Annotated in this window: 18 protein-coding genes; 6 read left to right on the forward strand and 12 right to left on the reverse strand. The window is 72.3% G+C overall.

Annotated features, from left to right (window positions below; translation table 11 throughout):
• Positions 1–25: 25 nt before the first annotated feature.
• The 5 genes from proC to ACZ67T_RS07850 all read right to left on the reverse strand — a co-directional run bounded on the left by proC (position 26) and on the right by ACZ67T_RS07850 (position 4,349).
• Positions 26–838, reverse strand: coding sequence for a pyrroline-5-carboxylate reductase (gene proC, locus ACZ67T_RS07830; protein WP_389546633.1), 813 nt, complete (start codon positions 836–838; stop codon positions 26–28).
• 71 nt (positions 839–909) lie between these two features.
• Complete coding sequence (locus tag ACZ67T_RS07835; protein ID WP_469982339.1) at positions 910–1,647, reverse strand: ABC transporter permease; 738 nt, start codon at positions 1,645–1,647, stop codon at positions 910–912.
• Positions 1,644–2,474, reverse strand: coding sequence for an ABC transporter ATP-binding protein (locus ACZ67T_RS07840; protein ID WP_469982341.1), 831 nt, complete (start codon positions 2,472–2,474; stop codon positions 1,644–1,646). Before ACZ67T_RS07840 ends, ACZ67T_RS07835 begins: the two co-directional genes overlap by 4 nt.
• Before the next feature lie 465 nt (positions 2,475–2,939).
• Entirely contained in the window at positions 2,940–3,713 is a 774-nt protein-coding gene (locus tag ACZ67T_RS07845) for a class I SAM-dependent methyltransferase (protein ID WP_469982342.1), read from the reverse strand.
• 108 nt (positions 3,714–3,821) lie between these two features.
• Entirely contained in the window at positions 3,822–4,349 is a 528-nt protein-coding gene (locus ACZ67T_RS07850) for an EamA/RhaT family transporter (RefSeq protein WP_469982343.1), read from the reverse strand.
• Between the two features lie 127 nt (positions 4,350–4,476).
• Between ACZ67T_RS07850 and ACZ67T_RS07855 the strand changes: the two genes are divergently transcribed.
• Positions 4,477–5,184 (forward strand): alpha/beta fold hydrolase, encoded by a 708-nt coding sequence (locus ACZ67T_RS07855; protein ID WP_469982344.1) that lies wholly within the window; start codon positions 4,477–4,479, stop codon positions 5,182–5,184.
• A 47-nt stretch (positions 5,185–5,231) separates the two neighbouring features.
• On the opposite strand, the gene ACZ67T_RS07860 is transcribed toward ACZ67T_RS07855, so the two are convergent.
• Positions 5,232–5,570 carry a peptidase gene (locus ACZ67T_RS07860; protein ID WP_469982345.1) on the reverse strand — a complete coding sequence of 113 codons (339 nt, stop codon included), beginning with the start codon at positions 5,568–5,570 and terminating at the stop codon, positions 5,232–5,234.
• A gap of 158 nt (positions 5,571–5,728) precedes the next feature.
• On the opposite strand from ACZ67T_RS07860, the gene ACZ67T_RS07865 reads away from it, so the two are divergent.
• Complete coding sequence (locus ACZ67T_RS07865) at positions 5,729–8,038, forward strand: protein kinase domain-containing protein (protein WP_469983067.1); 2,310 nt, start codon at positions 5,729–5,731, stop codon at positions 8,036–8,038.
• Positions 8,039–8,238: 200 nt separating this feature from the next.
• Here ACZ67T_RS07865 and ilvD read toward each other — a convergent pair whose 3' ends face one another.
• The 4 genes from ilvD to ACZ67T_RS07885 all read right to left on the reverse strand — a co-directional run bounded on the left by ilvD (position 8,239) and on the right by ACZ67T_RS07885 (position 12,809).
• Positions 8,239–10,092 carry a dihydroxy-acid dehydratase gene (gene ilvD, locus ACZ67T_RS07870; protein WP_469982346.1) on the reverse strand — a complete coding sequence of 618 codons (1,854 nt, stop codon included), beginning with the start codon at positions 10,090–10,092 and terminating at the stop codon, positions 8,239–8,241.
• A 153-nt stretch (positions 10,093–10,245) separates the two neighbouring features.
• Positions 10,246–10,878 (reverse strand): TetR/AcrR family transcriptional regulator, encoded by a 633-nt coding sequence (locus ACZ67T_RS07875; protein WP_469982347.1) that lies wholly within the window; start codon positions 10,876–10,878, stop codon positions 10,246–10,248.
• Positions 10,875–11,699 (reverse strand): sugar phosphate isomerase/epimerase family protein, encoded by an 825-nt coding sequence (locus tag ACZ67T_RS07880; protein WP_469982348.1) that lies wholly within the window; start codon positions 11,697–11,699, stop codon positions 10,875–10,877. Before ACZ67T_RS07880 ends, ACZ67T_RS07875 begins: the two co-directional genes overlap by 4 nt.
• A gap of 177 nt (positions 11,700–11,876) precedes the next feature.
• A complete protein-coding gene (locus tag ACZ67T_RS07885; RefSeq protein ID WP_469982349.1) occupies positions 11,877–12,809 on the reverse strand; it encodes a Ppx/GppA family phosphatase in 933 nt (310 codons plus the stop codon).
• 71 nt (positions 12,810–12,880) lie between these two features.
• Here ACZ67T_RS07885 and ACZ67T_RS07890 point away from each other — a divergent pair, with 71 nt between their 5' ends.
• Positions 12,881–13,852 carry a DUF3109 family protein gene (locus ACZ67T_RS07890; RefSeq protein WP_469982351.1) on the forward strand — a complete coding sequence of 324 codons (972 nt, stop codon included), beginning with the start codon at positions 12,881–12,883 and terminating at the stop codon, positions 13,850–13,852.
• 24 nt (positions 13,853–13,876) lie between these two features.
• Here the strand turns inward: ACZ67T_RS07890 and ACZ67T_RS07895 are convergent, their stop codons facing one another.
• Complete coding sequence (locus tag ACZ67T_RS07895) at positions 13,877–15,610, reverse strand: BACON domain-containing protein (RefSeq protein ID WP_469982352.1); 1,734 nt, start codon at positions 15,608–15,610, stop codon at positions 13,877–13,879.
• Positions 15,611–15,864: 254 nt separating this feature from the next.
• Here ACZ67T_RS07895 and radA point away from each other — a divergent pair, with 254 nt between their 5' ends.
• Both radA and disA read left to right on the forward strand, forming a co-directional pair.
• Positions 15,865–17,274, forward strand: a complete 1,410-nt coding sequence (gene radA / locus ACZ67T_RS07900) for a DNA repair protein RadA (RefSeq protein WP_469982353.1) — start codon at positions 15,865–15,867, stop codon at positions 17,272–17,274.
• Between the two features lie 130 nt (positions 17,275–17,404).
• Positions 17,405–18,529, forward strand: a complete 1,125-nt coding sequence (gene disA / locus ACZ67T_RS07905) for a DNA integrity scanning diadenylate cyclase DisA (RefSeq protein ID WP_469982355.1) — start codon at positions 17,405–17,407, stop codon at positions 18,527–18,529.
• A gap of 486 nt (positions 18,530–19,015) precedes the next feature.
• On the opposite strand, the gene ACZ67T_RS07910 is transcribed toward disA, so the two are convergent.
• Complete coding sequence (locus tag ACZ67T_RS07910; protein ID WP_469982357.1) at positions 19,016–19,822, reverse strand: hypothetical protein; 807 nt, start codon at positions 19,820–19,822, stop codon at positions 19,016–19,018.
• 634 nt (positions 19,823–20,456) lie between these two features.
• Here ACZ67T_RS07910 and ACZ67T_RS07915 point away from each other — a divergent pair.
• Positions 20,457–21,353, forward strand: coding sequence for an HhH-GPD family protein (locus ACZ67T_RS07915; protein ID WP_469982358.1), 897 nt, complete (start codon positions 20,457–20,459; stop codon positions 21,351–21,353).
• The last annotated feature ends 114 nt before the right edge of the window (positions 21,354–21,467 follow it).

Genomic DNA, 21,467 nt, shown 5'->3' on the forward strand with positions numbered 1-21,467 from the left:
GCGGTGGAGGGCGCGGGGCCGTGGGTCAGCTGTTGCCGGAGGCCAGTTCTCGGCTGCGGTCCCGGGCGGCTTCCAGGGCGGCGATCAGGGCTGCCCGGACTCCGTGGTTCTCGAGTTCGCGGATGGCGTTGATGGTGGTGCCGGCGGGGGAGGTGACGTTCTCTCGGAGCTTGACGGGGTGTTCGCCGCTGTCGCGGAGCATCGTGGCGGCGCCGATCGCGGACTGGACGATCAGGTCGTGGGCCTTGTCGCGGGGGAGGCCGAGCAGGATTCCCGCGTCGGTCATGGCCTCGACCAGGTAGAAGAAGTACGCCGGGCCCGAGCCTGACAAGGCGGTACAGGCGTCCTGCTGGGACTCGGGCACGCGGAGCGTCTTGCCGACGGCGCCGAAGATCTCCTCGGCGTGGGCGAGGTGGGCGGCCGTGGCGTGGGAGCCGGCGGAGATGACGGACATGGCCTCGTCGACGAGGGCCGGCGTGTTCGTCATGACGCGCACGACGGGGGTGCCTTCGGGCAGGCGCTCCTCGAAGAAGGTGGTGGGGATGCCCGCCGCGCCACTGATGATCAGGCGGTCGGCGGGCAGGTGCGGGGCCAGTTCCGTCAGGAGCGTGCCCATGTCCTGGGGCTTGACCGTGAGGATCAGGGTGTCGGCCTGCTTGGCGGCTTCCGCATTGGTGACGGGGGTGACGCCGTAGCGGGTGCGGAGCTCTTCGGCGCGCTCCGGGCGGCGGGCCGTGACCAGGAGGTTGGCCGGGGCCCAGCCCGCTCGGATCATTCCGCTGAGCAGGGCCTCGCCGATCTTTCCGGTGCCGAGGACTGCGACGTGCTGCTGGGGCATGGAGGCCACCCTTCGGGGCGCGGGGTTCGGTGCGGTTGCGTCCGTCGGGGTCATCCTCGCATCGGCGGCGGTCAGGCCGTACGGCGGCGGAGAGTTGCGGCGCCGAGGGCCAGGACGAGGACGGCACAGCCGGCGACGACGGCCGCGTCGCGGATGAAGTCGGCGGTGAGGTCGGTGTGCCGGAGAACTTCGTTCATACCGTCGACGGCGTACGACATGGGGAGGACGTCGGAGATCCCTTCGAGGACGGGCTGCATCTTGTCGCGCGTGATGAACAGGCCGCACAGGAGCAGCTGGGGGAAGATCACCGCCGGCATGAACTGGACGGCCTGGAACTCGGAGGCCGCGAAGGCGGAGACGAAGAGGCCGAGGGCGGTGCCGAGCAGGGCGTCGAGGAGGGCGACCAGGAGCAGGAGCCAGGCGGAGCCGGTGACGTCGAGGCCGAGGCCCCACAGGGCGAGGGCCGTCGCCAGGACGGACTGGACGACCGCGAGGGCGCCGAAGGCGAGGGCGTAACCGGCGATGAGGTCACCCTTGCCGAGAGGCATCGCGAGGAGGCGTTCGAGGGTGCCCGAGGTGCGTTCACGCAGGGTGGCGATGGACGTGACCAGGAACATCGTGATGAGCGGGAAGATGCCGAGGAGGGAGGCACCGATGGAGTCGAAGGTGCCGGGGATGCCGTCGAAGACGTAGCGGAGCAGGAAGAGCATCACGCACGGGACGAGCAGCATCAGGGCGATGGAGCGCGGGTCGTGGCGGAGCTGGCGCAGGACTCGGGCTGCGGTGGCGAAGGTGCGGGCTGCGTTCATCGGGGGCTCCGCTGGAGGGTGTCGGCCTGGTCGACGAGGTGGAGGAAGGCGTCTTCGACGGTGACGGCGCCGGTGGCGGCCCGCAGGGCGTCGGGGCTGTCGTCGGCGAGGATCTCGCCTTCACGCATGAGGAGGAGGCGGTGGCAGCGTTCGGCCTCGTCCATCACGTGGGAGGAGACGAGGAGCGTGGCGCCACGCTCGGCGGCGATGGAGTGGAAGAGGTTCCACAGATCGCGGCGCAGGACGGGGTCCAGGCCGACGGTCGGTTCGTCGAGGACGAGGAGTTCGGGGGTGCCGAGGAGGGCGACGGCGAGGGAGACGCGGCTGAGCTGGCCGCCCGAGAGGTTGCCCGCCAGGGCGTCGGCGTGGGAGGTCAGGTCCACTTCGGCGATGACACGGGCGACGTCGTCGCGGCGGTGGGAGGCGGCGGCGCGGCCGGGCTGGAGTACCGCCGAGAAGTAGTCCAGGTTCTGGCGGACCGTCAGGTCGGCGTACACCGAGGGGGCTTGGGTGACGTATCCGATGCGGGAGCGGAGTTCCGCCGAGCCCGCCGGGTGACCGAGGACGGTGAGCGTGCCGGTGACCTTGGCCTGGGTTCCGACGATCGCGCGCATGAGCGTGGACTTGCCGCAGCCCGAGGGGCCGAGGAGACCGGTGATCTGACCTCGGGGGACGGTGAAGTCCAGGGCGTGCAGGACGGGGCGGGGGCCTCGGACGACGGTGAGGCCGGCGGCGTGCACGGCGGCCGCCGGGGGTTCCGGCGAAGCTGCGGGAGAGGGAAGGGGAGAGGGCTCCGGAGGGGATGACCCCTCGGGGTTATTCATCATGCGATGAATATTCACCCGATGAGGCCGGGCCGTCAAGCGTCTTGGGGGCGCATTGGCGGCGCCGGCGCTCGCGGGGCTCCTGGTGCACGCGGGCTGCACGCCGGTGCCGGTACGGGAGTTGGTGCCGGTACGGGAGTCGGTGCCGGTACGGGAGTCGGTGCCGGTACGGGAGTCGGCGAAGACGGCGTGGGACATCAGCCACGTACAGGTCCGGACCGAGGACCGGGGGCGGCCGGGCTGGTCTACGGGTGGCCGGCAACGCCACGTCTCTGCGGCTGCCGAAACTGCTCGCCGCGCTGGAGGCGTTGCCTGCCGACCGGGACGTGCGGCTGGAGCTGGACGGGCCGAGGCATCTCGGTCACGCGTGCGCCACGGCGTCGGTGGGGTGGGTGGCGGGGCGGGCGCGGACGACGGTGTCGTGAGGTCCGTAGGTGCGGCGGCGGCCGGTGTCGCGAGAGGGGTGGATCAGGTGCGGACGGCCACCAGGAGTTCGACCACGTAGGTCTCCTCCACCGTGCCGTCCGGGAAGAGCTCGCGCAGGCGGGTGCGCTCCTCGGTGAGGAATGCCTGCGCGTCGCCCTCTTCGAGGACGAGGAACGCCGAGTGGCTGCCGATGTTGGCGAGGTGCGTGTCCAGCGGGACGTGCCGGCTCCACCGCACATGGCGCAGCGTGACCTCGCCCCGGCCCGGCAGGCCCGCGAGGCCCGACAGTTCGATGGCGCGGGCCTCGTCGGGGCGCTGCCTGGCGCCCGTCTCCACGCCCACGTGGCGCGCGATGCGCTCGTGCTGCGCGGCGATCCACGGGACGTCGAGAGCAACGGTGTTCCACCACAGCGCGAGCGCGCCGCCCGGGCGCAGGACCCGCATCGCCTCGGGGGCCGAGCGGGCCGGCTCGGTCCAGTGCCACGACTGGGCGTAGGTGAGGAAATCGAGGGAGGCGTCGGCGAGCGGGAGGGCGTTGCCGTCGCCCCGCACGATCGGCACACCCGGCAGCGCCCGACGGAACTCGACCGCCATGCCCTCGCCCGGTTCGACGGCGACCACGCGGGCGCCGCGCGCGTGCAGGAGGGCGGTCGAGATGCCGGTGCCCGCGCCCACGTCGGCCACGCGGGCGCCGGCGAGGGGCCGTCCGGCGGCTTCCTCGACGGCGTCGAGGAGGGCGGGCGGGTAGGACGGGCGGTTCGCGGCGTACTGGGCGGCGGCGATGTTGAACGAGTGGGCGCGCGAGGCGGTGGTCATGCCGACATCCTGTCCTGCGCGGGGGACTCTCGTCAGTACGTGGTGCGCGGCCCGGACGGCGCCTCGTCGCCCGTCCGTGCGTGGGGGCTGTGCTTGCGCCTGGGGGTGTCAGCCCTTGCGCTTCTTCTTCGACGGGTTGCCGGTGCGGCGGGTGCCGCGGCGTTCGTACTGTTCGCGGGCGGTCGCGTACTCCTGCCTGCGCAGTTTCTCGCCCGGGGCCTCGGAGAAGCAGCGCAGGCAGTAGGCGAGCAGCACGCCGACGAAGCCGATCGACATGAAGCCGCGCAGGGACGCCTGCGCCTCGGGGTCCGGGCGCTTGGAGAAGCCGTCCCACGTGCGGCGGAAGGCGAGAGCGCTGCAGATCGCGAACATCAGGACGACGAGTACGTTCACGAAGGAGCCGACGTCGGCGATGGCCAGGCCCTCGTACGCGAAGCGCAGCACGAAACAGCCGGCTGCCGCGCCGACGAGCGCGCCCGCGGCGACCGCGGCCCTGCGCCAGGTGTAGCCGCCGTCGTGCTCGACCCAGGTCCTGCCGAAGAAACGGATCTCCTCGGGCTGGGGGCCTGCGGGGATGCCGCCGGCTGCTCCCTGGGTCTCGGGGGCGGGGCTGGGGGTGCCGGATTCGTCGCTCACAGGTCGATTATGGCGGGCTCCGGCGGCGGCTTCGGGTTCGGAGGCCGGGCTCGGGTGGGGCTCGGGCGGCGCCAAGGCGGGTCCGCGGGTCCGGTGGACTGTCAGCCCCCTCCCCTACATTGCCCGTATGACGGATTACGTACTGATCGCGGGGGCGTGGCTCGGGGCGTGGGCGTGGGACGACGTGGTGCCGGACCTGTGCGCGGCGGGGCATGGCGCGCACGCCGTGACGCTCACCGGGGTCGGCGACAAGCAGGGCGTTCCGGCGGGGCAGAAGACCCATGTCCAGGACATCGTCGACGAGGTGGCACGCCTCGGACTGCGCGATGTCGTGCTGGTCGGGCACAGCTACTCGGGCATCCCGGCCGGTCAGGCCGCCGAGCGGATCGGTGACCGGCTGAGGCGCGTGGTGTTCGTCGACTCGAATGTTCCGGCGGACGGGGAGTCCTTCGTGTCCTCGTGGTGGCAGGGGCCGGCGGCGCTGGAGGCCGTACTCGCCGCGAACGACGGTCACTGGCCGCCGCTGACCGCGCCCGAGTTCGAGGGGCAGGGGCTCGACGGTGCGCAGATCGCGCGGATCGTGAGCGGGGCCACGCCGCACCCGGGGGCGTCCCTGTCGGAGCCGGCCGCGCTGTCCCGCCCGCTGGGCGAGCTGCCGGCGACGTACATCAAGTGCCTGCTCGACGGACCCGAGCCCAGTGATGACGTGGCCGGGCTTCTGCGCGGCGAGGGCTGGCGGCTGCGGGAGATGGACACGGGGCACTGGCCGATGTTCTCCCGGCCGCGGGAGCTGGCGCGGATTCTTCTTGAGGAGGCCGGGGACACGCAGCGGTAGCCAGGCCGGCCGGGGGGCGGGAGCCGGAGGCCCCCGCCCGCCATCCGCTACGCGCAGCGCGGAGCCACGTAACCGTCGTTGCCCGTCTTCACATACGCGTCCGACACGTACTGACCATTGGCGATGTTGTCCCAGAGGTTCGTCGTGCCGTATGTGCCGCTGATGCTCTCGCCCGGCTTCTGGCAGTTGATCGGCACCCGGGCGCCGAGCGGCAGGACCTTGACCAGCTGGTAGTGGGTGCCGGGGCCGCTGCGTACCTTCAGGCGGACTCCGGGGGCGACCGGGTAGCGGATGGCGAGCGCGTCGGCGCTCAACTCCTCCGCGGTGCCCCCGGCCTCATCCGCCGCGATGCCCTCGACCGTTCCCGCGCCGTCCTCAACAGCCATGTCGTTCTCCCCCGTTGATCACTCTGACGTCTCCGACGTCTCTGAACACGCGTACGTGCCGCGCGACCCGCGCAGGCTAGCAAGCCCCTCCGACATCGCACGCATCATCGACTAGGCTCCGTGCGTCGCGCTTGCGGACACAGACACGGGGGTGGGCGATGCCGCCGCTGCGCAGCACCGGGCCGGGCCGGGAAGCGGAACATCCTGAGTACGCCGGGCAGTACCGTCTTGAGTCATGCCTCGGCGCGGGCGGCATGGGTGTGGTGCACCTGGCGACGTCCGCTTCGGGACTGCGTCTCGCCATCAAGGTCGTCCATGCCGAGTACGCGGCGGATCCCGAGTTCAGGGCCCGTTTCCGGCAAGAGGTCAATGCCGCGCGAAGGGTCAGCGGCGCCTTCACCGCGCCGGTGGTCGACGCCGATCCGAATGCCGGACTGCCCTGGATGGCCACGCTGTTCATCCCCGGCGACACACTCGCCGAGCGGGTGAAGCGGAACGGCGCGCTGGCGTCCGACGAGGTACGCAGGCTGGGCGCGGGGCTCGCCGAGGCGCTGCGCGACATCCACCGCGTCGGCGTCGTGCACCGCGACCTCAAGCCGAGCAACGTCCTCCTCGCCGCCGACGGCCCGAAAGTCATCGACTTCGGCATCTCCCGCCCGGCGGACAGTGATCTGCGCACCGAGACGGGGAAGTTGATCGGCTCGCCGCCGTTCATGGCGCCCGAGCAGTTCCAGCGGCCGCGTGAAGTGGGGCCCGCCGCGGATGTGTTCGCCATGGGCGCCGTGCTGGCCCACGCGGCGACGGGGCGCGGGCCCTTCGACTCGAACAGCCCGTACATCGTCGCCTACCAGGTCGTCCACAACGAGCCGGACCTGGCGGGGGTGCCCGAGGACCTCGCGCCGTTGATCAGGCGTTGCCTCGCGAAGGAACCCGGGCAGCGGCCTCTGCCCGCCGAGATCATGGAGGCGCTGCGGCAGCCTTTCCCGGCCGGGACGGGAAGCGGGACCGGTGCCGGGGCAGCGGGTTCCGGCGCCGGCGCGTTCATACCCGCCCAGCGGCGCCCGAGCGGGCAGCGGGACGCGGACTGGCAGCCGGACCCGGACGGCGGACGTGAGCAGGGCACCCAGTGGACCCGTCGGATCCGCCGCCAGGACCGGCCCGCGCCCACCTCCACACCGACCGGCCAGGACTCCCCCGCGTCCCGGGCGGACCAGCCCACCCACCCGCGGCCGAGCGAACGAGCCACACCGAAGTCACCGCGGCACCGCCGCCGCTGGGCACTGACTGCGGGAGCCGTACTCGCGCTGGCAGCGGTCGGCGCAGGCATCGCGCTGAACACGGCGGACGGCGGCGGGACCGGCTCCGGCGGAACGGCCGCGCGGCAAGCCGGATCCTTCGAGCCCTGGCACAAGAACCTCGGTGGAGCGAGCGGCACCGCCCCGGCGTGCGCCTCCGGGCCAGGCGCCCTCTACTGCGTCAGCGGCGACGGCAGAACAACGCGGCTCGACCCGCTGAACGGCCACGTCGTGTGGGCCTCGGCCGCGCCCCGCGAGCGACACCCCTCCGGCACGACCGCGCAGCGGTCCGCCCCGGCTGCGCCCACGCTGTCCGGAGGACTGCTGCACCTGGTCGACGACGGCCGGATCAGGGCACTGGATCCCCGTACGGGCGAGAAGCGTTGGGGCGTCGACGCGTCCGCGTACGAGGCCGTGGAGCACGGCGCGGACACGACGCTGCTGATCGGATCGGGCGGTACCGTGCGCGCCCTGGACAGCGCGACCGGCCAGCCGCGGTGGACGAAGCGCGTCGGAGGCCTCGGCACCCAGTGGATCGCCGGACCGGGCGGCGACGGCGGCTTCTTCGCCGTCACGGCGTCCGCCGACGGAGGCACCACGTCGGTCAGCGCGATCGACGCCCACGGCGGCGCCGTGCGGTGGACCGTCCGGACAGCGGGCAGCCTCAGCCCCTTCGGCGCATCGGACGGAGCCGTGTACCTGCTGTCCACCGACACGGACCTCCTGGTGGACGCCGTCGTACGGCTCGACACCGGCGACCGGACCGCACACCGCATCCCCCTGACGACGCCCGCGGACCAGGCCGAGGCCACGGAGAGCGGCGGCATCGCCTACGTCTACGGGGCCGGCGGCTCACTCGTCGCCGTCGACACCACGGCGACGAGGCCGCAGGACGCGGTCAGTTGGCGTCTGGAGACCTCGGTCAGCCGCCCCTCGCGGCCCGTCGTGTCGGACCGGTCGCTCTACCTCACCGCCCCCGACGGCCGCCTCCTCGCCACCGACGCCCGCACCGGCAAGCCCCTGGGCCAGACGCGGCCCCGGCTCGGGAGTGAACCCGGGCGGGTGGTCGGGGAACTGCCCGCGCCCGTCGTGGGTGAGGGCGGACGCGTCTACGGGAGTGCGCCGGACGGGAGTGTGTTCGGGGTGGACGGGCGGGCGCCCGGGCGCTGGTGACGTGGGCCGGGGCGACACTCAGGTCAGGCACAGTCGCCGTGCGGACCTGAGGACAGCCGCCTTACGGACATGAGCCCGCCCGGCAGCGAAATCGCCGCCGGGCGGGCTCACATCAGCATCGGAGTCGGTACCGGTACGGCCACCGGGCTGCCGGCTCAGACAGAGTCACGCCACCGCCTCAATCCGGCGGCGGCCGGTCCTCAGCCCAGCTTCGAGACGTCCCGCACCGCGCCCTTGTCCGCGCTCGTGGCCATCGCGGCGTATGCGCGCAGCGCCGCCGAGACCTTGCGTTCCCGGGCGGCCGGGGCGTAGACGCCGTTCAGGGCCTCGCGGCGGGTGGCCAGCTCCGCGTCGGGGACGAGGAGTTCGATCGAGCGGTTCGGGATGTCGATGCGGATGCGGTCGCCGTCCTGGACGAGGGCGATCGTGCCGCCGGACGCCGCCTCGGGCGAGGCGTGGCCGATGGACAGGCCCGACGTGCCTCCGGAGAAGCGGCCGTCCGTGATCAGGGCGCAGGTCTTGCCGAGGCCGCGGCCCTTCAGGAACGACGTCGGATAGAGCATCTCCTGCATGCCGGGGCCGCCCTTGGGGCCCTCGTAGCGGATGACCACGACGTCGCCGTGCGTGATCTCCTTCTTGAGGATCTTGTCGACGGCCTCCTCCTGCGATTCGCAGACGACCGCCGGACCTTCGAAGGTCCAGATCGACTCGTCGACGCCCGCCGTCTTCACGACGCAGCCGTCGACCGCCAGGTTGCCCTTGAGGACCGCCAGGCCGCCGTCCTGCGAGTACGCGTGCTCGGCGGACCGGATGCAGCCGTTCTCGGCGTCCACGTCGAGCGCCTCCCAGCGCTCCGACTGGGAGAACGCCTCCGCCGAGCGGACGCAGCCGGGGGCCGCGTGCCACATCTCGACGGCCTCCGCGGACGGGGAGCCCCCGCGCACGTCCCACGTCTTCAGCCAGTCGGACAGCGACGGACTGTGGACGGAGTGGACGTCCTCGTTCAGGAGGCCGGCCCGGTACAGCTCGCCGAGGAGGGCGGGGATGCCGCCGGCGCGGTGCACGTCCTCCATGTAGTACGTGCGGTCCTTCGCCACGTTCGGCGCGACCTTGGCGAGGCACGGCACGCGGCGGGAGACCTCGTTGATCTCGTCCAGGCCGAAGGCGACGCCCGCCTCCTGCGCGGCGGCCAGCAGGTGCAGGATCGTGTTGGTGGAGCCGCCCATGGCGATGTCGAGGGCCATGGCGTTCTGGAAGGCGTCGAAGGTGGCGACGTTACGCGGCAGGACCGACTCGTCGTCCTCCTCGTAGTGGCGGCGCGTGATGTCCATGACGGTGCGGGCCGCGTTCTCGTACAGCGCCTTGCGGGCCGTGTGCGTCGCGAGGACCGAGCCGTTGCCGGGGAGGGAGAGGCCGATGGCTTCCGTCAGGCAGTTCATGGAGTTGGCCGTGAACATGCCGGAACAGGAACCGCAGGTCGGACAGGCGTTCTCCTCGATACGGAGGATGTCCTCGTCCGAGATCTTGTCGTTCACGGCGTCGGAGATCGCGTCGACCAGGTCGAGCGTGCGGACGGTGCCGTCGACCAGGGTGGCGCGGCCGGACTCCATCGGGCCGCCGGAGACGAAGACCGTCGGGATGTTCAGGCGCAGGGCCGCCATCAGCATGCCGGGCGTGATCTTGTCGCAGTTCGAGATGCAGATCAGGGCGTCGGCGCAGTGCGCCTCGACCATGTACTCGACACTGTCCGCGATCAGGTCGCGGGAGGGGAGCGAGTAGAGCATGCCGCCGTGGCCCATCGCGATGCCGTCGTCGACGGCGATCGTGTTGAACTCGCGGGCGATGCCGCCCGCCGCCGTGATCGCTTCGGAGACGATGCGGCCGACCGGCTGCAGGTGGGTGTGGCCCGGAACGAACTCGGTGAACGAGTTGGCCACGGCGATGATCGGCTTCCGGCCGATGTCCGCACCGGGTACCCCGGAGGCGCGCATAAGGGCGCGCGCGCCCGCCATGTTGCGTCCATGGGTGACTGTGCGGGACCTCAGCTCGGGCATCGTCGCTCGCTCCTTCAAGGGCCCGCATACGGGCCCGTGCGGCAGATAGGGCTGCTATCGAGCCTACGCCGCCGATCCAGGATCCGGACAGGGCGTCCGGAATGCGGGACAAGCGTCTCGCTGTATGTCCCGTTCAGCCGGCCGAAGGCCTCGTCACTCCCCGGTCAGATGCCCCTGCACGACCGGCGCCACCCGCTCGACGATCCGCTCCATGTCGGCCGACACCAGCGGTTCCACCTTGATCACGTACCGCAGCATCGCGACCCCCACGAGCTGCGCCGCCGCCAGCTCCGCCCTGAGCTCGGCCTCCTCGGACGGCAGGTCGAGCTGCCCGGCGATCTTCCGCAGCAGCTGTACGGCGATCAGGCGCCGGAAGACGGCCGCCGCGGTCTCGTTGTTCACGGCCGAGCGGACGATCGCGAGGAGCGGGGCGCGGGTCGCCGGGTTCTCCCACACGGAGAAGATGAAGCGGGTCAGACGCTCGCCGACGCCGTCCACCGGGCCGTCCGCGATGGCGGCCGGCGCGTTCAGGGCGGGAGCGAAGGCGACCTCGATGGACGCCTCGAAAACCTGCTCCTTCGTGCCGAAGTAGTGGTGCACCAGCGCCGCGTCCACGCCCGCCGCCTTGGCGATGCCGCGTACCGACGTCTTCTCGTAGCCGCGCTCGGAGAACTCCGCGCGGGCCGCCGCCAGGATGCGGTCGCGGGTCGCGGGGCCCGCCGCCTCCGTCTGTGTACGGGAGGGCCGCCCCCTGCGGCGTACGGGAGGAACGTCCGGGTCGGTCATGAGCGGGGGACCTGGACCGCCGACGCGAGGTGGAGCCGGGTGAAGGCGAGTGCCTCGGCGAGGTCGGCCTCACGTTCGGCGCTGGACATGGCGCGGCGGGTGTTGACCTCGATGACGACGTGCCCGTCGAAGCCGGTCAGTGCGAGGCGCTCCAGGAGCTCGGCGCAGGGCTGCGTGCCGCGGCCGGGGACCAGGTGCTCGTCCTTGCTGGAGCCGCCGCCGTCGGCGAGATGGACGTGGCCGAGGCGGTCGCCCATGCGGCCGATCATCGACATCGCGTCGGTGCGGGCCGTCGCGGTGTGGCTGAGGTCGATCGTGAAGTGCCGGTAGTCGTCCTTGGTGACGTCCCAGTCGGGGGCGTACGCGAGCATCTCGCGGTCACGGTAGCGCCAGGGGTACATGTTCTCGACAGCGAAGCGGACTTCCGTCTCGTCGGCCATGCGCCAGATGCCGTCGACGAAGTCGCGTGCGTACTGGCGCTGCCAGCGGAAGGGCGGGTGGACGACCACCGTGGACGCGCCGAGCTTCTCGGCCGCCGACTTCGCGCGCTGGAGCTTCGTCCACGGGTCGGTGGACCAGACGCGCTGCGTGATCAGCAGACAGGGCGCGTGCACGGCGAGGATCGGGACCTGGTGGTAGTCGGAGAGCCGGCGCAGGGCCTCGATGTCCTGGCTGACGGGGTCGGTCCAGACCATGATCTCGACGCCGTCGTAGCCCAGGCGTGCCGCGATCTCGAAGGCCGTCGCCGTCGACTCCGGATAGACCGAGGCCGTCGACAGGGCGACCTTCGCATCCGGGATGCGCACCACTGGTTCTGCCACGGAGACAGAGTACGGGCCCCGGCTGAGCCCCGGGGAGGCGGTCGGCGGGCGGGCACTGTGGGGTGCGCCTCAATCCGGGCGGCCCCGGCAGGCAGCCCCCGGCAGCGCCGGGAGAGAGCCATCGCGGCCCGGACGCCCGCGAACGAGTACCCCGGCCGCTGCCCCCGGTACGTCCCGTCAGACCACCGGCATGTGGTCGAGCCGCCTGAGGATCACGCCCTCCCGGAGCGCCCAGGGGCAGACCTCCAGGGTTTCCACCGCGAACAGGTCCATGGCGCCCTCGGCCACCAGCGCGCCCGCGAGCAGCTGCCCCGCTCGGCCGTCCGAGACCCCGGGGAGCTCGGCGAGCTCCGCCTCCGTCATCGCGGCGAGGCGCGGCACCCAGTCCTCCAGGGACTTGCGCTTCAGGTCCCGCTGGACGTATAGCCCCTCGGTGGAGCGGGCCGCTCCGGCCAGGCGCGCGAGCTGCTTGAACGTCTTGGACGTGGCGACGACGTGATCGGGTTTGCCGAAGCGCGCGAACTCCCCGACCGTGCGAGCGATCTGCGCCCGCACGTGCCGGCGCAGCGCCTTGATGTCCGCGGCGTCCGGCGGGTCGCCCGGCAGCCAGCCCGCCGTCAGGCGCCCCGCCCCGAGCGGCAGCGACACCGCGGCGTCGGGCTCCTCGTCGATACCGAACGCGATCTCGAGGGAGCCGCCGCCGATGTCCAGGACCAGCAGCTTCCCGGCCGACCAGCCGAACCAGCGGCGGGCCGCGAGGAAGGTGAGCCGGGCCTCCTCCTCGCCCGTGAGGACGCGCAGCTCGACGCCGGTGTCCTCCTTGACCCGGGCGAGGACCTCGTCGGCGTTGCTCGCCTCGCGCACGGCGGAGGTGGCGAAGGGGACGAGGTCCTCGACGCCCTTGTCCTCGGCCGCCTCCAGGGCGTCCCGCACGGTGGCGGTCAGCCGGGCCACACCGTCGGGGCCGATGGCGCCGCGGTCGTCGAGGAGCTGCGCGAGCCGCAGCTCCGCCTTGTGCGAGTGCGCGGGCAGCGGTCGCGCGCCCGGGTGTGCGTCCACCACAAGCAAGTGCACCGTGTTCGAACCCACGTCGAGGACACCGAGTCTCATATACGGAACGCTACTGCGCCTGGGGCGGGCGTCAGTCCCCGAGGGCACCGCAGCGCGCTTACCCTGGAACCGTGCCAAAGACGAACAAGGCCAATGCCGACAAGCGCGGTAAGAGCGACAAGGAAGCCAAGTCGGCCACTAAGCCGTCGAAGGCGCCGAAGTCAAAGGAATCAGGAACCAAGGGGTCACCGCTGAACGAGTCATCGGCGAAGACGGCATCTCCGAAGGGCTCGAAGCGGTCGTCCGCGAAGGGCTCGCCCGCAAAGGGCTCGGCGAAAGGTTCCGTCCCGGACGAGAAGGGTCTGGACTTCGCCCGCGCCTGGGTCGAGTTCCCCGACCCCGCGGACGACGAGCAGATCTTCCGCTGCGATCTGACGTGGCTGACCTCGCGCTGGAGCTGCATCTTCGGGAGCGGCTGCCAGGGCATCCAGGCGGGCCGCGCGGACGACGGCTGCTGCACGCTCGGCGCCCACTTCTCCGACGAGGACGACGAGAAGCGCGTGGCCGGCTTCGTGGCGCGGCTCACGCCCGACATCTGGCAGCACCACGAGGTCGGTACGCAGACGGGCTGGGTCTCCACGGACGAGGACGGCGAGCGCCAGACCCGCCCGTACAACGGCTCGTGCATCTTCCAGAACCGTCCCGGCTTCAAGGGCGGCGCGGGCTGCTCGCTGCACATCCTGGCGATCAAGGAAGGCCGCGAGCCCCTGGAGACCAAGCCGGACGTGTGCTGGCAGCTCCCGGTACGCCGGACCTACGAGTGGATCGACCGGCCCGACGACACCCGCGTGCTCCAGGTGTCCATCGGTGAGTACGACCGCCGTGGCTGGGGCCCGGGCGGCCACGACCTGCACTGGTGGTGCACCTCGGCGACGTCGGCCCACGGCGCGGGCGACCCGGTGTACGTCTCCTACCGGCCCGAGCTGACCGAGCTCATGGGCAAGGAGGGCTACGACCGCCTCGCCGAGCTGTGCGAGGAGCGCCTGGCCTCCCAGCTGCCGCTGCTCGCGCCGCACCCGGCGGATCCCCCCACCGCCTCCTAGCCCCCTGCCCCCTCCGGCCGGAGGCTAGCCGCCGCTCGGGCTCGCGCCGCCGCCGTCGCTCGGCGCCGGTGACGAGTCCGTGGGGGCCGACGCGCTCGGTGACGGCTCGGACGGCGTGGGGCTCTGGTCGGACGGCGTGGGGTCCGGGTCGGACGGGCCGGGGTCCGACGGTGTGGGGTCGGACGGCGTGGGGTCCGACGGGCCGGGGCCCGGGTTCCCCGTGTGCGACGGGCCGGGGCCCGGGGCCGAGGTGCCGGGCTGCGAGGGGCCCGATCTCCCGTGTCCCTCTATGGAGATGACGGCCCCGGAGGGGTCGATGCCGATGCGCGCCGACCAGTGACCGGCGGGCTCCCGGTCGTGATCGACGTACACCCGGATCGTGAACGACTCGCCGGGCCGCAGCGTTCCCGACGTGCTCGTCAGATACAGCCAGCTCGCTCCGGTGTGCGCGGACCAGTGGACCGGTGAACTCCCGGACGCCGTCAGCGTGATGAGGGTCGCGGAGCCGCTCGGCTGCGCCTCCACGGTGAGCCGGCCCGGACCCGAGCGCGAGGGTCCGCCGGGGCTGATGACCTCCACGGAGACGTCCGGGGAGCGGCTGCCCGCGGTGAAACGGGGGTCGGGGGTCGTGCGCGCGTTGCCCGCGTTCTCGTACGCGCCGTCCGCGCGGTTGCCGTCGAGCCCGCCCGGGTCGCCGGCCTCGCTCGCGCTGATCGAGCGCCCGTCCTGGCCCTCGCCCGTCTGCGGCGCTCCCCGGTACGCCGCCCACAGCGCCAGCACCGGAGCGGCCACGACGGTGGCGACGACCGTCGTCGTGACGGCACGCGCGCGTAGCCGGTCGCGGCGGGCGGCGCGGTCCTTGGGGTCCATCGGGAAGCCGCGCCGGTCGAAGCGGGGTGCCGCACCGCGCTGGGGGCCGTTGCCATGGGCCATCGCCCGGTGCAGGTCCGCGCGCGGGGCCGTCGCGAGGGGCAGGGCGGCCGGGGTGACCGTGGTGCCGGGCCAGGCGCCGGGGGTGGCGCGCTCGGCGGTGCGGCGGCAGCGGGGGCAGTCGTCGACGTGCCGGACCAGCTCGCGGCGCAGGGCGGAGCTCAGCAGCAGCTGGTTGTCCCCGGTGAGGCGGGCGACACTCGGGCAGGTGCCGGTCTCCACCACGGCCAGCGCGGCGCGGGTGCGTTCCACCTCGCAGGCGGCGGAGGCGAGCAGCTCGCGGGTGAGCGCCGGGTCCGTGCCCAGCGCGGCGGCGACCTCTCGGGGCGACAGCTGGTGGCGTACGGCCAGCTCCAGCGCCTCGCGCTGCTCGGGCGTCGTACCGGCCGCCTCCGGCCAGGCCAGGAGGGCCAGCTCTCGGCGGCGCTGCGCCTGGATCTCTTCGGAGGGGGTCTCTTCGGCGGGCGGGGTTTCGGGGTGAGGTCTGCCCGATGCGTGCGACCCCTGTCTGCGGCGCTTCGCCTCCGCGAGCGCCCGCAGGCAGGACCAGCGCGCGAGCGCGTACAGCCACGCCTTGCGGTCGCTCTCGGATTCGGGGCCGCGGGAGCCGCGGCGTTCGGCGAGCGCGAGGGCGTCGCCCAGCACCGCGAGGGCGTCGTCGTGATCGCACAGGACGGACAGGCAGTACGTGAACAGGCCGTCCAGATAAGGCTCGTAGCGCGATGTCGGGCGCTGGGGTACGGTCCGCGGCGCAGGTCGCCCGCGCCCGTCGCGGTGCGCCCGGTGTGCGCCGGTGGTCTGCGTGGGAGTTTCCGGCCTGCTGGTCATCACCCGTGCGACCGTAGGCGGATGGTGCCGCACCCTTCCTCCCCCTTGGGGACATTTAATCCGTACGGGTGAAACGATCCCTCAAAAGGGGACGGGAATACCAAATTCCGTACGTGGGAACATGCGCTCGACGCATTTTTGTGCGCCAGGGCGCACGGGCGCACACCCGGCGCGGGGCCTCCCCCGAGGGCGGCGAGTGCTCGTCTGCGGTGGTCGGCGCCGGGGTGTCAGTGGTCTCGGTTACGGTTCGGTGCATGGCTGCCCGTACGAAATCCGGCAAGGACCGGCCGTCCTACCGCTGCACCGAGTGCGGCTGGCAGACGGCGAAATGGCTGGGTCGCTGCGGCGAGTGCCAGGCGTGGGGGACGGTCGAGGAGTACGGCGCGCCCGCCGTACGGACGACCGCGCCCGGCCGGGTCACGACGTCCGCCGTCCCGATCGGCCAGGTCGACGGGCGGCAGGCCACCGCCCGCTCCACCGGCGTGCCCGAGCTCGACCGGGTCCTCGGCGGAGGCCTCGTCCCCGGCGCCGTCGTGCTGCTCGCCGGCGAGCCCGGCGTCGGCAAGTCCACCCTCCTTCTCGACGTCGCCGCCAAGGCCGCCAGCGACGAGCACCGCACGCTGTACGTCACCGGCGAGGAGTCGGCCGGCCAGGTCCGCCTGCGCGCCGACCGCATCAAGGCGATCGACGACCATCTGTATCTCGCCGCCGAGACCGATCTGTCCGCGGTCCTCGGCCACTTGGACGCCGTCAAGCCCAGCCTCCTGATCATGGACTCCGTACAGACCGTCGCCTCCCCCGAGATCGACGGCGCCCCCGGCGGAATGGCCCAGGTCCGCGAGGTCGCCGGCGCGCTGATCCGCGCCTCCAAGGACCGCGGCATGGCCACCCTCCTCGTGGGCCACGTCACCAAGGACGGCGCCATCGCCGGACCCCGCCTCCTCGAGCACCTCGTGGACGTCGTCCTCTCCTTCGAAGGCGACCGGCACGCGCGCCTGCGCCTCGTCCGCGGCGTGAAGAACCGGTACGGGACGACCGACGAGGTCGGCTGCTTCGAGCTCCACGACGAGGGCATCACCGGACTCGCCGACCCCAGCGGGCTGTTCCTCACCCGCCGCGACGAGCCCGTTCCCGGGACGTGCCTCACCGTCACCCTGGAAGGGCGGCGGCCTCTTGTCGCCGAGGTCCAGGCCCTCACCGTCGACTCCCAGATCCCGTCCCCCCGGCGTACGACGTCCGGTCTGGAGACCTCTCGCGTCTCGATGATGCTCGCCGTGCTCGAGCAGCGCGGGCGGATCAGCGCCCTGGGAAAGCGGGACATCTACTCCGCGACCGTCGGCGGCGTGAAGCTCTCCGAGCCCGCCGCGGACCTCGCCATCGCGCTCGCGCTCGCCAGCGCCGCCAGCGACACCCCGCTCCCCAAGAACCTCGTCGCGATCGGTGAAGTGGGCCTCGCGGGCGAGGTCAGACGGGTGACCGGCGTGCAGCGCCGGCTCGCCGAGGCGCACCGGCTCGGCTTCACCCACGCCCTCGTGCCGGGCGATCCCGGCAAGGTGCCTGCCGGTATGAAGGTCACCGAAGTCGCCGACATGGGGGACGCTCTGCGCGTGCTGCCCAGGAGCCGTCGCCGAGAGGCCCCACGGGAGACGGAGGAGCGCCGGTAGACTTTGCCCTGGTCTCGCCCGTGCGTACGAACCCTGGGCATTCAAGATCTGCAAGTTCCGCAGGATCTGCGACATCTGTGACATCTGCGATGTCTGCAATATCTGTGACATCTGCGACCGGAGGAGTGCAGTGGCAGCCAACGACCGGGCAGCAGCGCCCGGCAAGTCCGGCGGGAGCTCCGGCGCCGATGGGCTGATGCGCGCCTCACTGAGCGCCGTCGCGCCCGGTACGGCGCTGCGTGACGGCCTCGAACGAATCCTCCGCGGCAACACCGGCGGACTCATCGTTCTCGGCTGGGACAAGACCGTCGAGTCGATGTGCACCGGCGGATTCATCCTGGACGTCGAGTTCACCGCGACGCGCCTGCGCGAGCTGTGCAAGCTCGACGGCGGCATCGTCATCGACAAGGACATCACCAAGATCCTCCGGGCGGGCGTCCAGCTGGTGCCCGATCCCACGATCCCCACGGAGGAGACGGGCACGCGGCACCGCACGGCGGACCGCGTGAGCAAGCAGGTCAGCTTCCCCGTGGTCTCCGTGTCGCAGTCGATGCGGCTCATCGCCCTCTACGTGGACGGGCAGCGGCGCGTTCTCGAGGACTCGGCCGCGATTCTCTCCCGGGCGAATCAGGCGCTGGCGACCCTCGAGCGGTACAAGCTCCGCTTGGACGAGGTGGCCGGGACGCTCTCCGCGCTCGAGATCGAGGATCTCGTGACCGTGCGCGATGTGACGGCCGTTGCGCAGCGGCTGGAGATGGTGCGGCGCATCGCCACCGAGATCGCCGAGTATGTGGTGGAGCTCGGGACGGACGGGCGACTGCTCGCCCTTCAGCTCGACGAGCTGATCGCCGGCGTCGAGCCCGAGCGGGAGCTCGTCATTCGGGACTATGTGCCCGAGCCCACTGCCAAGCGGTCCCGGACCGTTGATGAGGCGCTGTCCGAGCTCGATGCGCTGACGCACGCCGAGCTTCTCGAACTGTCCACTGTGGCACGCGCGTTGGGGTACACCGGGTCTCCGGAGACCCTCGACTCGGCCATTTCGCCTCGTGGGTTCCGGCTGCTGGCGAAGGTGCCCCGGCTGCCCGGGGCGATCATTGACCGGCTTGTCGAGCACTTCGGCGGGTTGCAGAAGCTGCTCGCCGCCAGCGTCGATGATCTGCAGACCGTGGACGGCGTCGGGGAGGCTCGCGCCCGGAGCGTGCGGGAAGGGCTCTCGCGGCTGGCCGAGTCCTCGATCCTGGAGCGGTACGTCTAGGCTGCCGCCGGGCTGGGGTGCGGGGGTCTTCGCCGTTTCTTCGGGTGGGGCCCGTCGCCGTCTTGGGGGGCGGGGCGCAGCACCGTCTTCGGGGGCGGGAGCGGGGGCGCATCGCCGATCTTTCGCTGGGGGCGCATCGGGGCGCTTCTCGGCGACGACGCGGCGCATCGGCGCCTTCGAGTGGGGCCCATCTCCGTCTTCAGGTGCGGGGACGCGCCGGTATGTCGGCGCTTCTGCCTCGTACGCGACTGATCGCCGTCAGGTGCGGGACGCAGCGCCGTCTTCAGCTGCGGGGCCGCGCCGGGATGTACGTGCTCGCTGTTCTACAGGGCCCCGTCACCCAGCCGATCAACTGCGCGCGGTGCTGGTGGCTCAGCGCGCACATCCCGCCACGGCCCCTCCCGTTTCGTACGCGACCGCCGGCCGGTGGGCCGATCGTCGGCGCTTCTGCCTCGTACGCGACTGATCGCCGGTGGGGCGCGTCTGTCAGTCCTTGGCCAGTACGAAAGATGCCTGGGCCTTGGGGAGTTGGGCTGCCTTGACCTCTACCAGGTAGGTTCCTGGCGTTGCCGGGCCTGCCGTCGGGGTTGCGCACTGGGGGGCGCTTGCCTTGCGGTCCCATTCGATCGTGTGCGTGATGTGGGCGCCTGCCGGTACGCGCAGCAGGAGGCTGCCGGAGTCCTTGGGGCAGTCGCCGGAGGACCAGAGCTCATCGTCGCTGGATGCCTGAGTGATCGTCAGGACCGCGTTCTTCGGGCCGAGATCGACCTTGCAGTCCTTCGCCGTCGTGTTCTTGGCCGTCAGCTCGAACTTCGGCTTCTCTCCGGGCGAGTACGAGTTGTGGACGCTGCGCAGCGTCAGGGTCACGCCGCCCGTCGTGCAGTCGGGGAGGCTCGAGCCCGCGGGGAGTCGGTCGCCTGCGCCTGCGCCGCCCTTCGCGTCGTCATCGGACCCCGCCCCCGAGCCGGCCGTGTCCGAGCCCGAGCCCGAGCCGTCACCGTTGTCGCCGTCCGAGGAACCGCCGTCACCACCACCGCCACCGCCCGACTCGTCGCGGCCGCCCGGGTGTTCGCTGATCGCGGGTCCGGACCCGGAGGGGCCGGGCGTGATGGAAGAGGGCGCGGTGCCCTTGCCGTTCGAACCACCGGCGCTGTTCCTGCCGCTTCCGCCACCGGAGTTGACGGCCCATACGATCAGCAGCGCGAGCAGCGCCACCATGGACAGCAGAACGGCCCTCCGGCGCCAGTAAATGGTGGAGGGAAGCGGCCCGATCGGATTGCGCAGAGATCCCACGGCGCAAACTGTACGAGAGATCCGTCCGTTCTCCCGCCCCCACCCGCCGCTACGGTCCGCGAGTTTTGCGGATCATAGTCCCGGGCGGCCGTTCCGGCGCGGGGACAACCCCCCGTCTCTCGTCAGGTACGGGACGAGACCATCGCCGGATGTGACCGTGTACGCGCCATACGTACCGTCCGTGACATGGGAATCCCTTCGGCTCCGGCCTCTGTCGCGAGATCACCGGCTTCGCCCACGGCACCCCGTCGTGGTCTCCGCCCGCCGGGTCGACCTGGCGTACCGCGATCTCGGCCGCGCCCGCCGCCGGGCGATGTGGTGAAGAGGGAGGCGGACGTGGCGGGGCCCGGCGCCGCCGCGGCCGGGATCGTGGGGGCGGTGAGCTGGTCCACAGCGGGGTCCGCTCGTTCAGGCCTGGGCGCTGCGCGGCGACACGGGGGCGGCGGGGCCGCGCAGAGCAGGGGCCCGTACCGCGGGGCGGGGGTCTCACATCTTCCGAAGGCAAAAGCGGCGGTCGGGCCGCCGTTCCTGCCGGTTGTCAGGGGGGCGCGTCAAGCGCGCGAGGCCGAGCCAACCCGTTTGCGTCGCAGGGTGTCCGCGCCGTCCCCGCTCCCCGTGGCAGGATCGTCCTGCCATGACTGCGCCCACGAACACCAGCACCGAGTCCCTGCACACCCCCGTCATCGACTGGTTCGCGGAGAATGCCCGCGACCTGCCGTGGCGCCGCCCCGACGCGGGCCCCTGGGGTGTGATGGTCAGCGAGTTCATGCTCCAGCAGACGCCGGTGAGCCGCGTCCTTCCCGTGTACGAGCAGTGGCTCGCGCGGTGGCCGCGCCCCGCCGATCTGGCCAAGGAGGCGCCCGGCGAGGCCGTGCGCGCCTGGGGCAGGCTCGGCTATCCCCGCCGCGCCCTGCGGCTGCACGGCGCGGCCGTCGCCATAACGGAGCGGCACAACGGCGACGTACCCACCGCTCACGCCCAGCTCCTCGCGCTGCCCGGCATCGGTGAGTACACGGCCGCCGCCGTGGCTTCCTTCGCGTACGGGCAGCGGCACGCCGTCCTCGACACGAACGTGCGGCGCGTGTTCGCGCGCGCCGTGAGCGGTGTGCAGTACCCGCCGAACGCCACGACCGCGGCCGAACGCAAGCTCGCCCGCGCACTGTTGCCCGAGGAGGAGTCGACGGCCTCGCGCTGGGCCGCGGCCTCCATGGAACTCGGCGCCCTCATCTGCACGGCGAAGAACGAGAGTTGCCACCGCTGCCCCATCGCCGCCCAGTGCGCCTGGCGGCTCGCCGGCAAGCCCGACCACGCCGGTCCGCCCCGGCGCGGGCAGACGTACGCGGGCACGGACCGGCAGGTGCGCGGGAAGCTGCTCGCCGTCCTGCGGGAGGCCGTCTCGCCCGTTGCCCAGGCGGCGTTGGACCGCGTGTGGGACGAGCCGGTGCAGCGGGCTCGCGCCCTCGACGGGCTCGTGGCGGACGGGCTCGTGGAGCCGATGCCGGACGGCTTCTACCGGCTGCCGCTGAGCTGACGGGCGTAGGGGTTTACCCACGTCTTACGTCTGTTACACAACCGACGGACAGCCGTGCGCCCGCCGCATGCTGAAGCGGACAACCCCGTGACAACGCCTCCGTAGCTTCTGCCG

This window comes from Streptomyces sp. NPDC107517 (assembly GCF_055582645.1).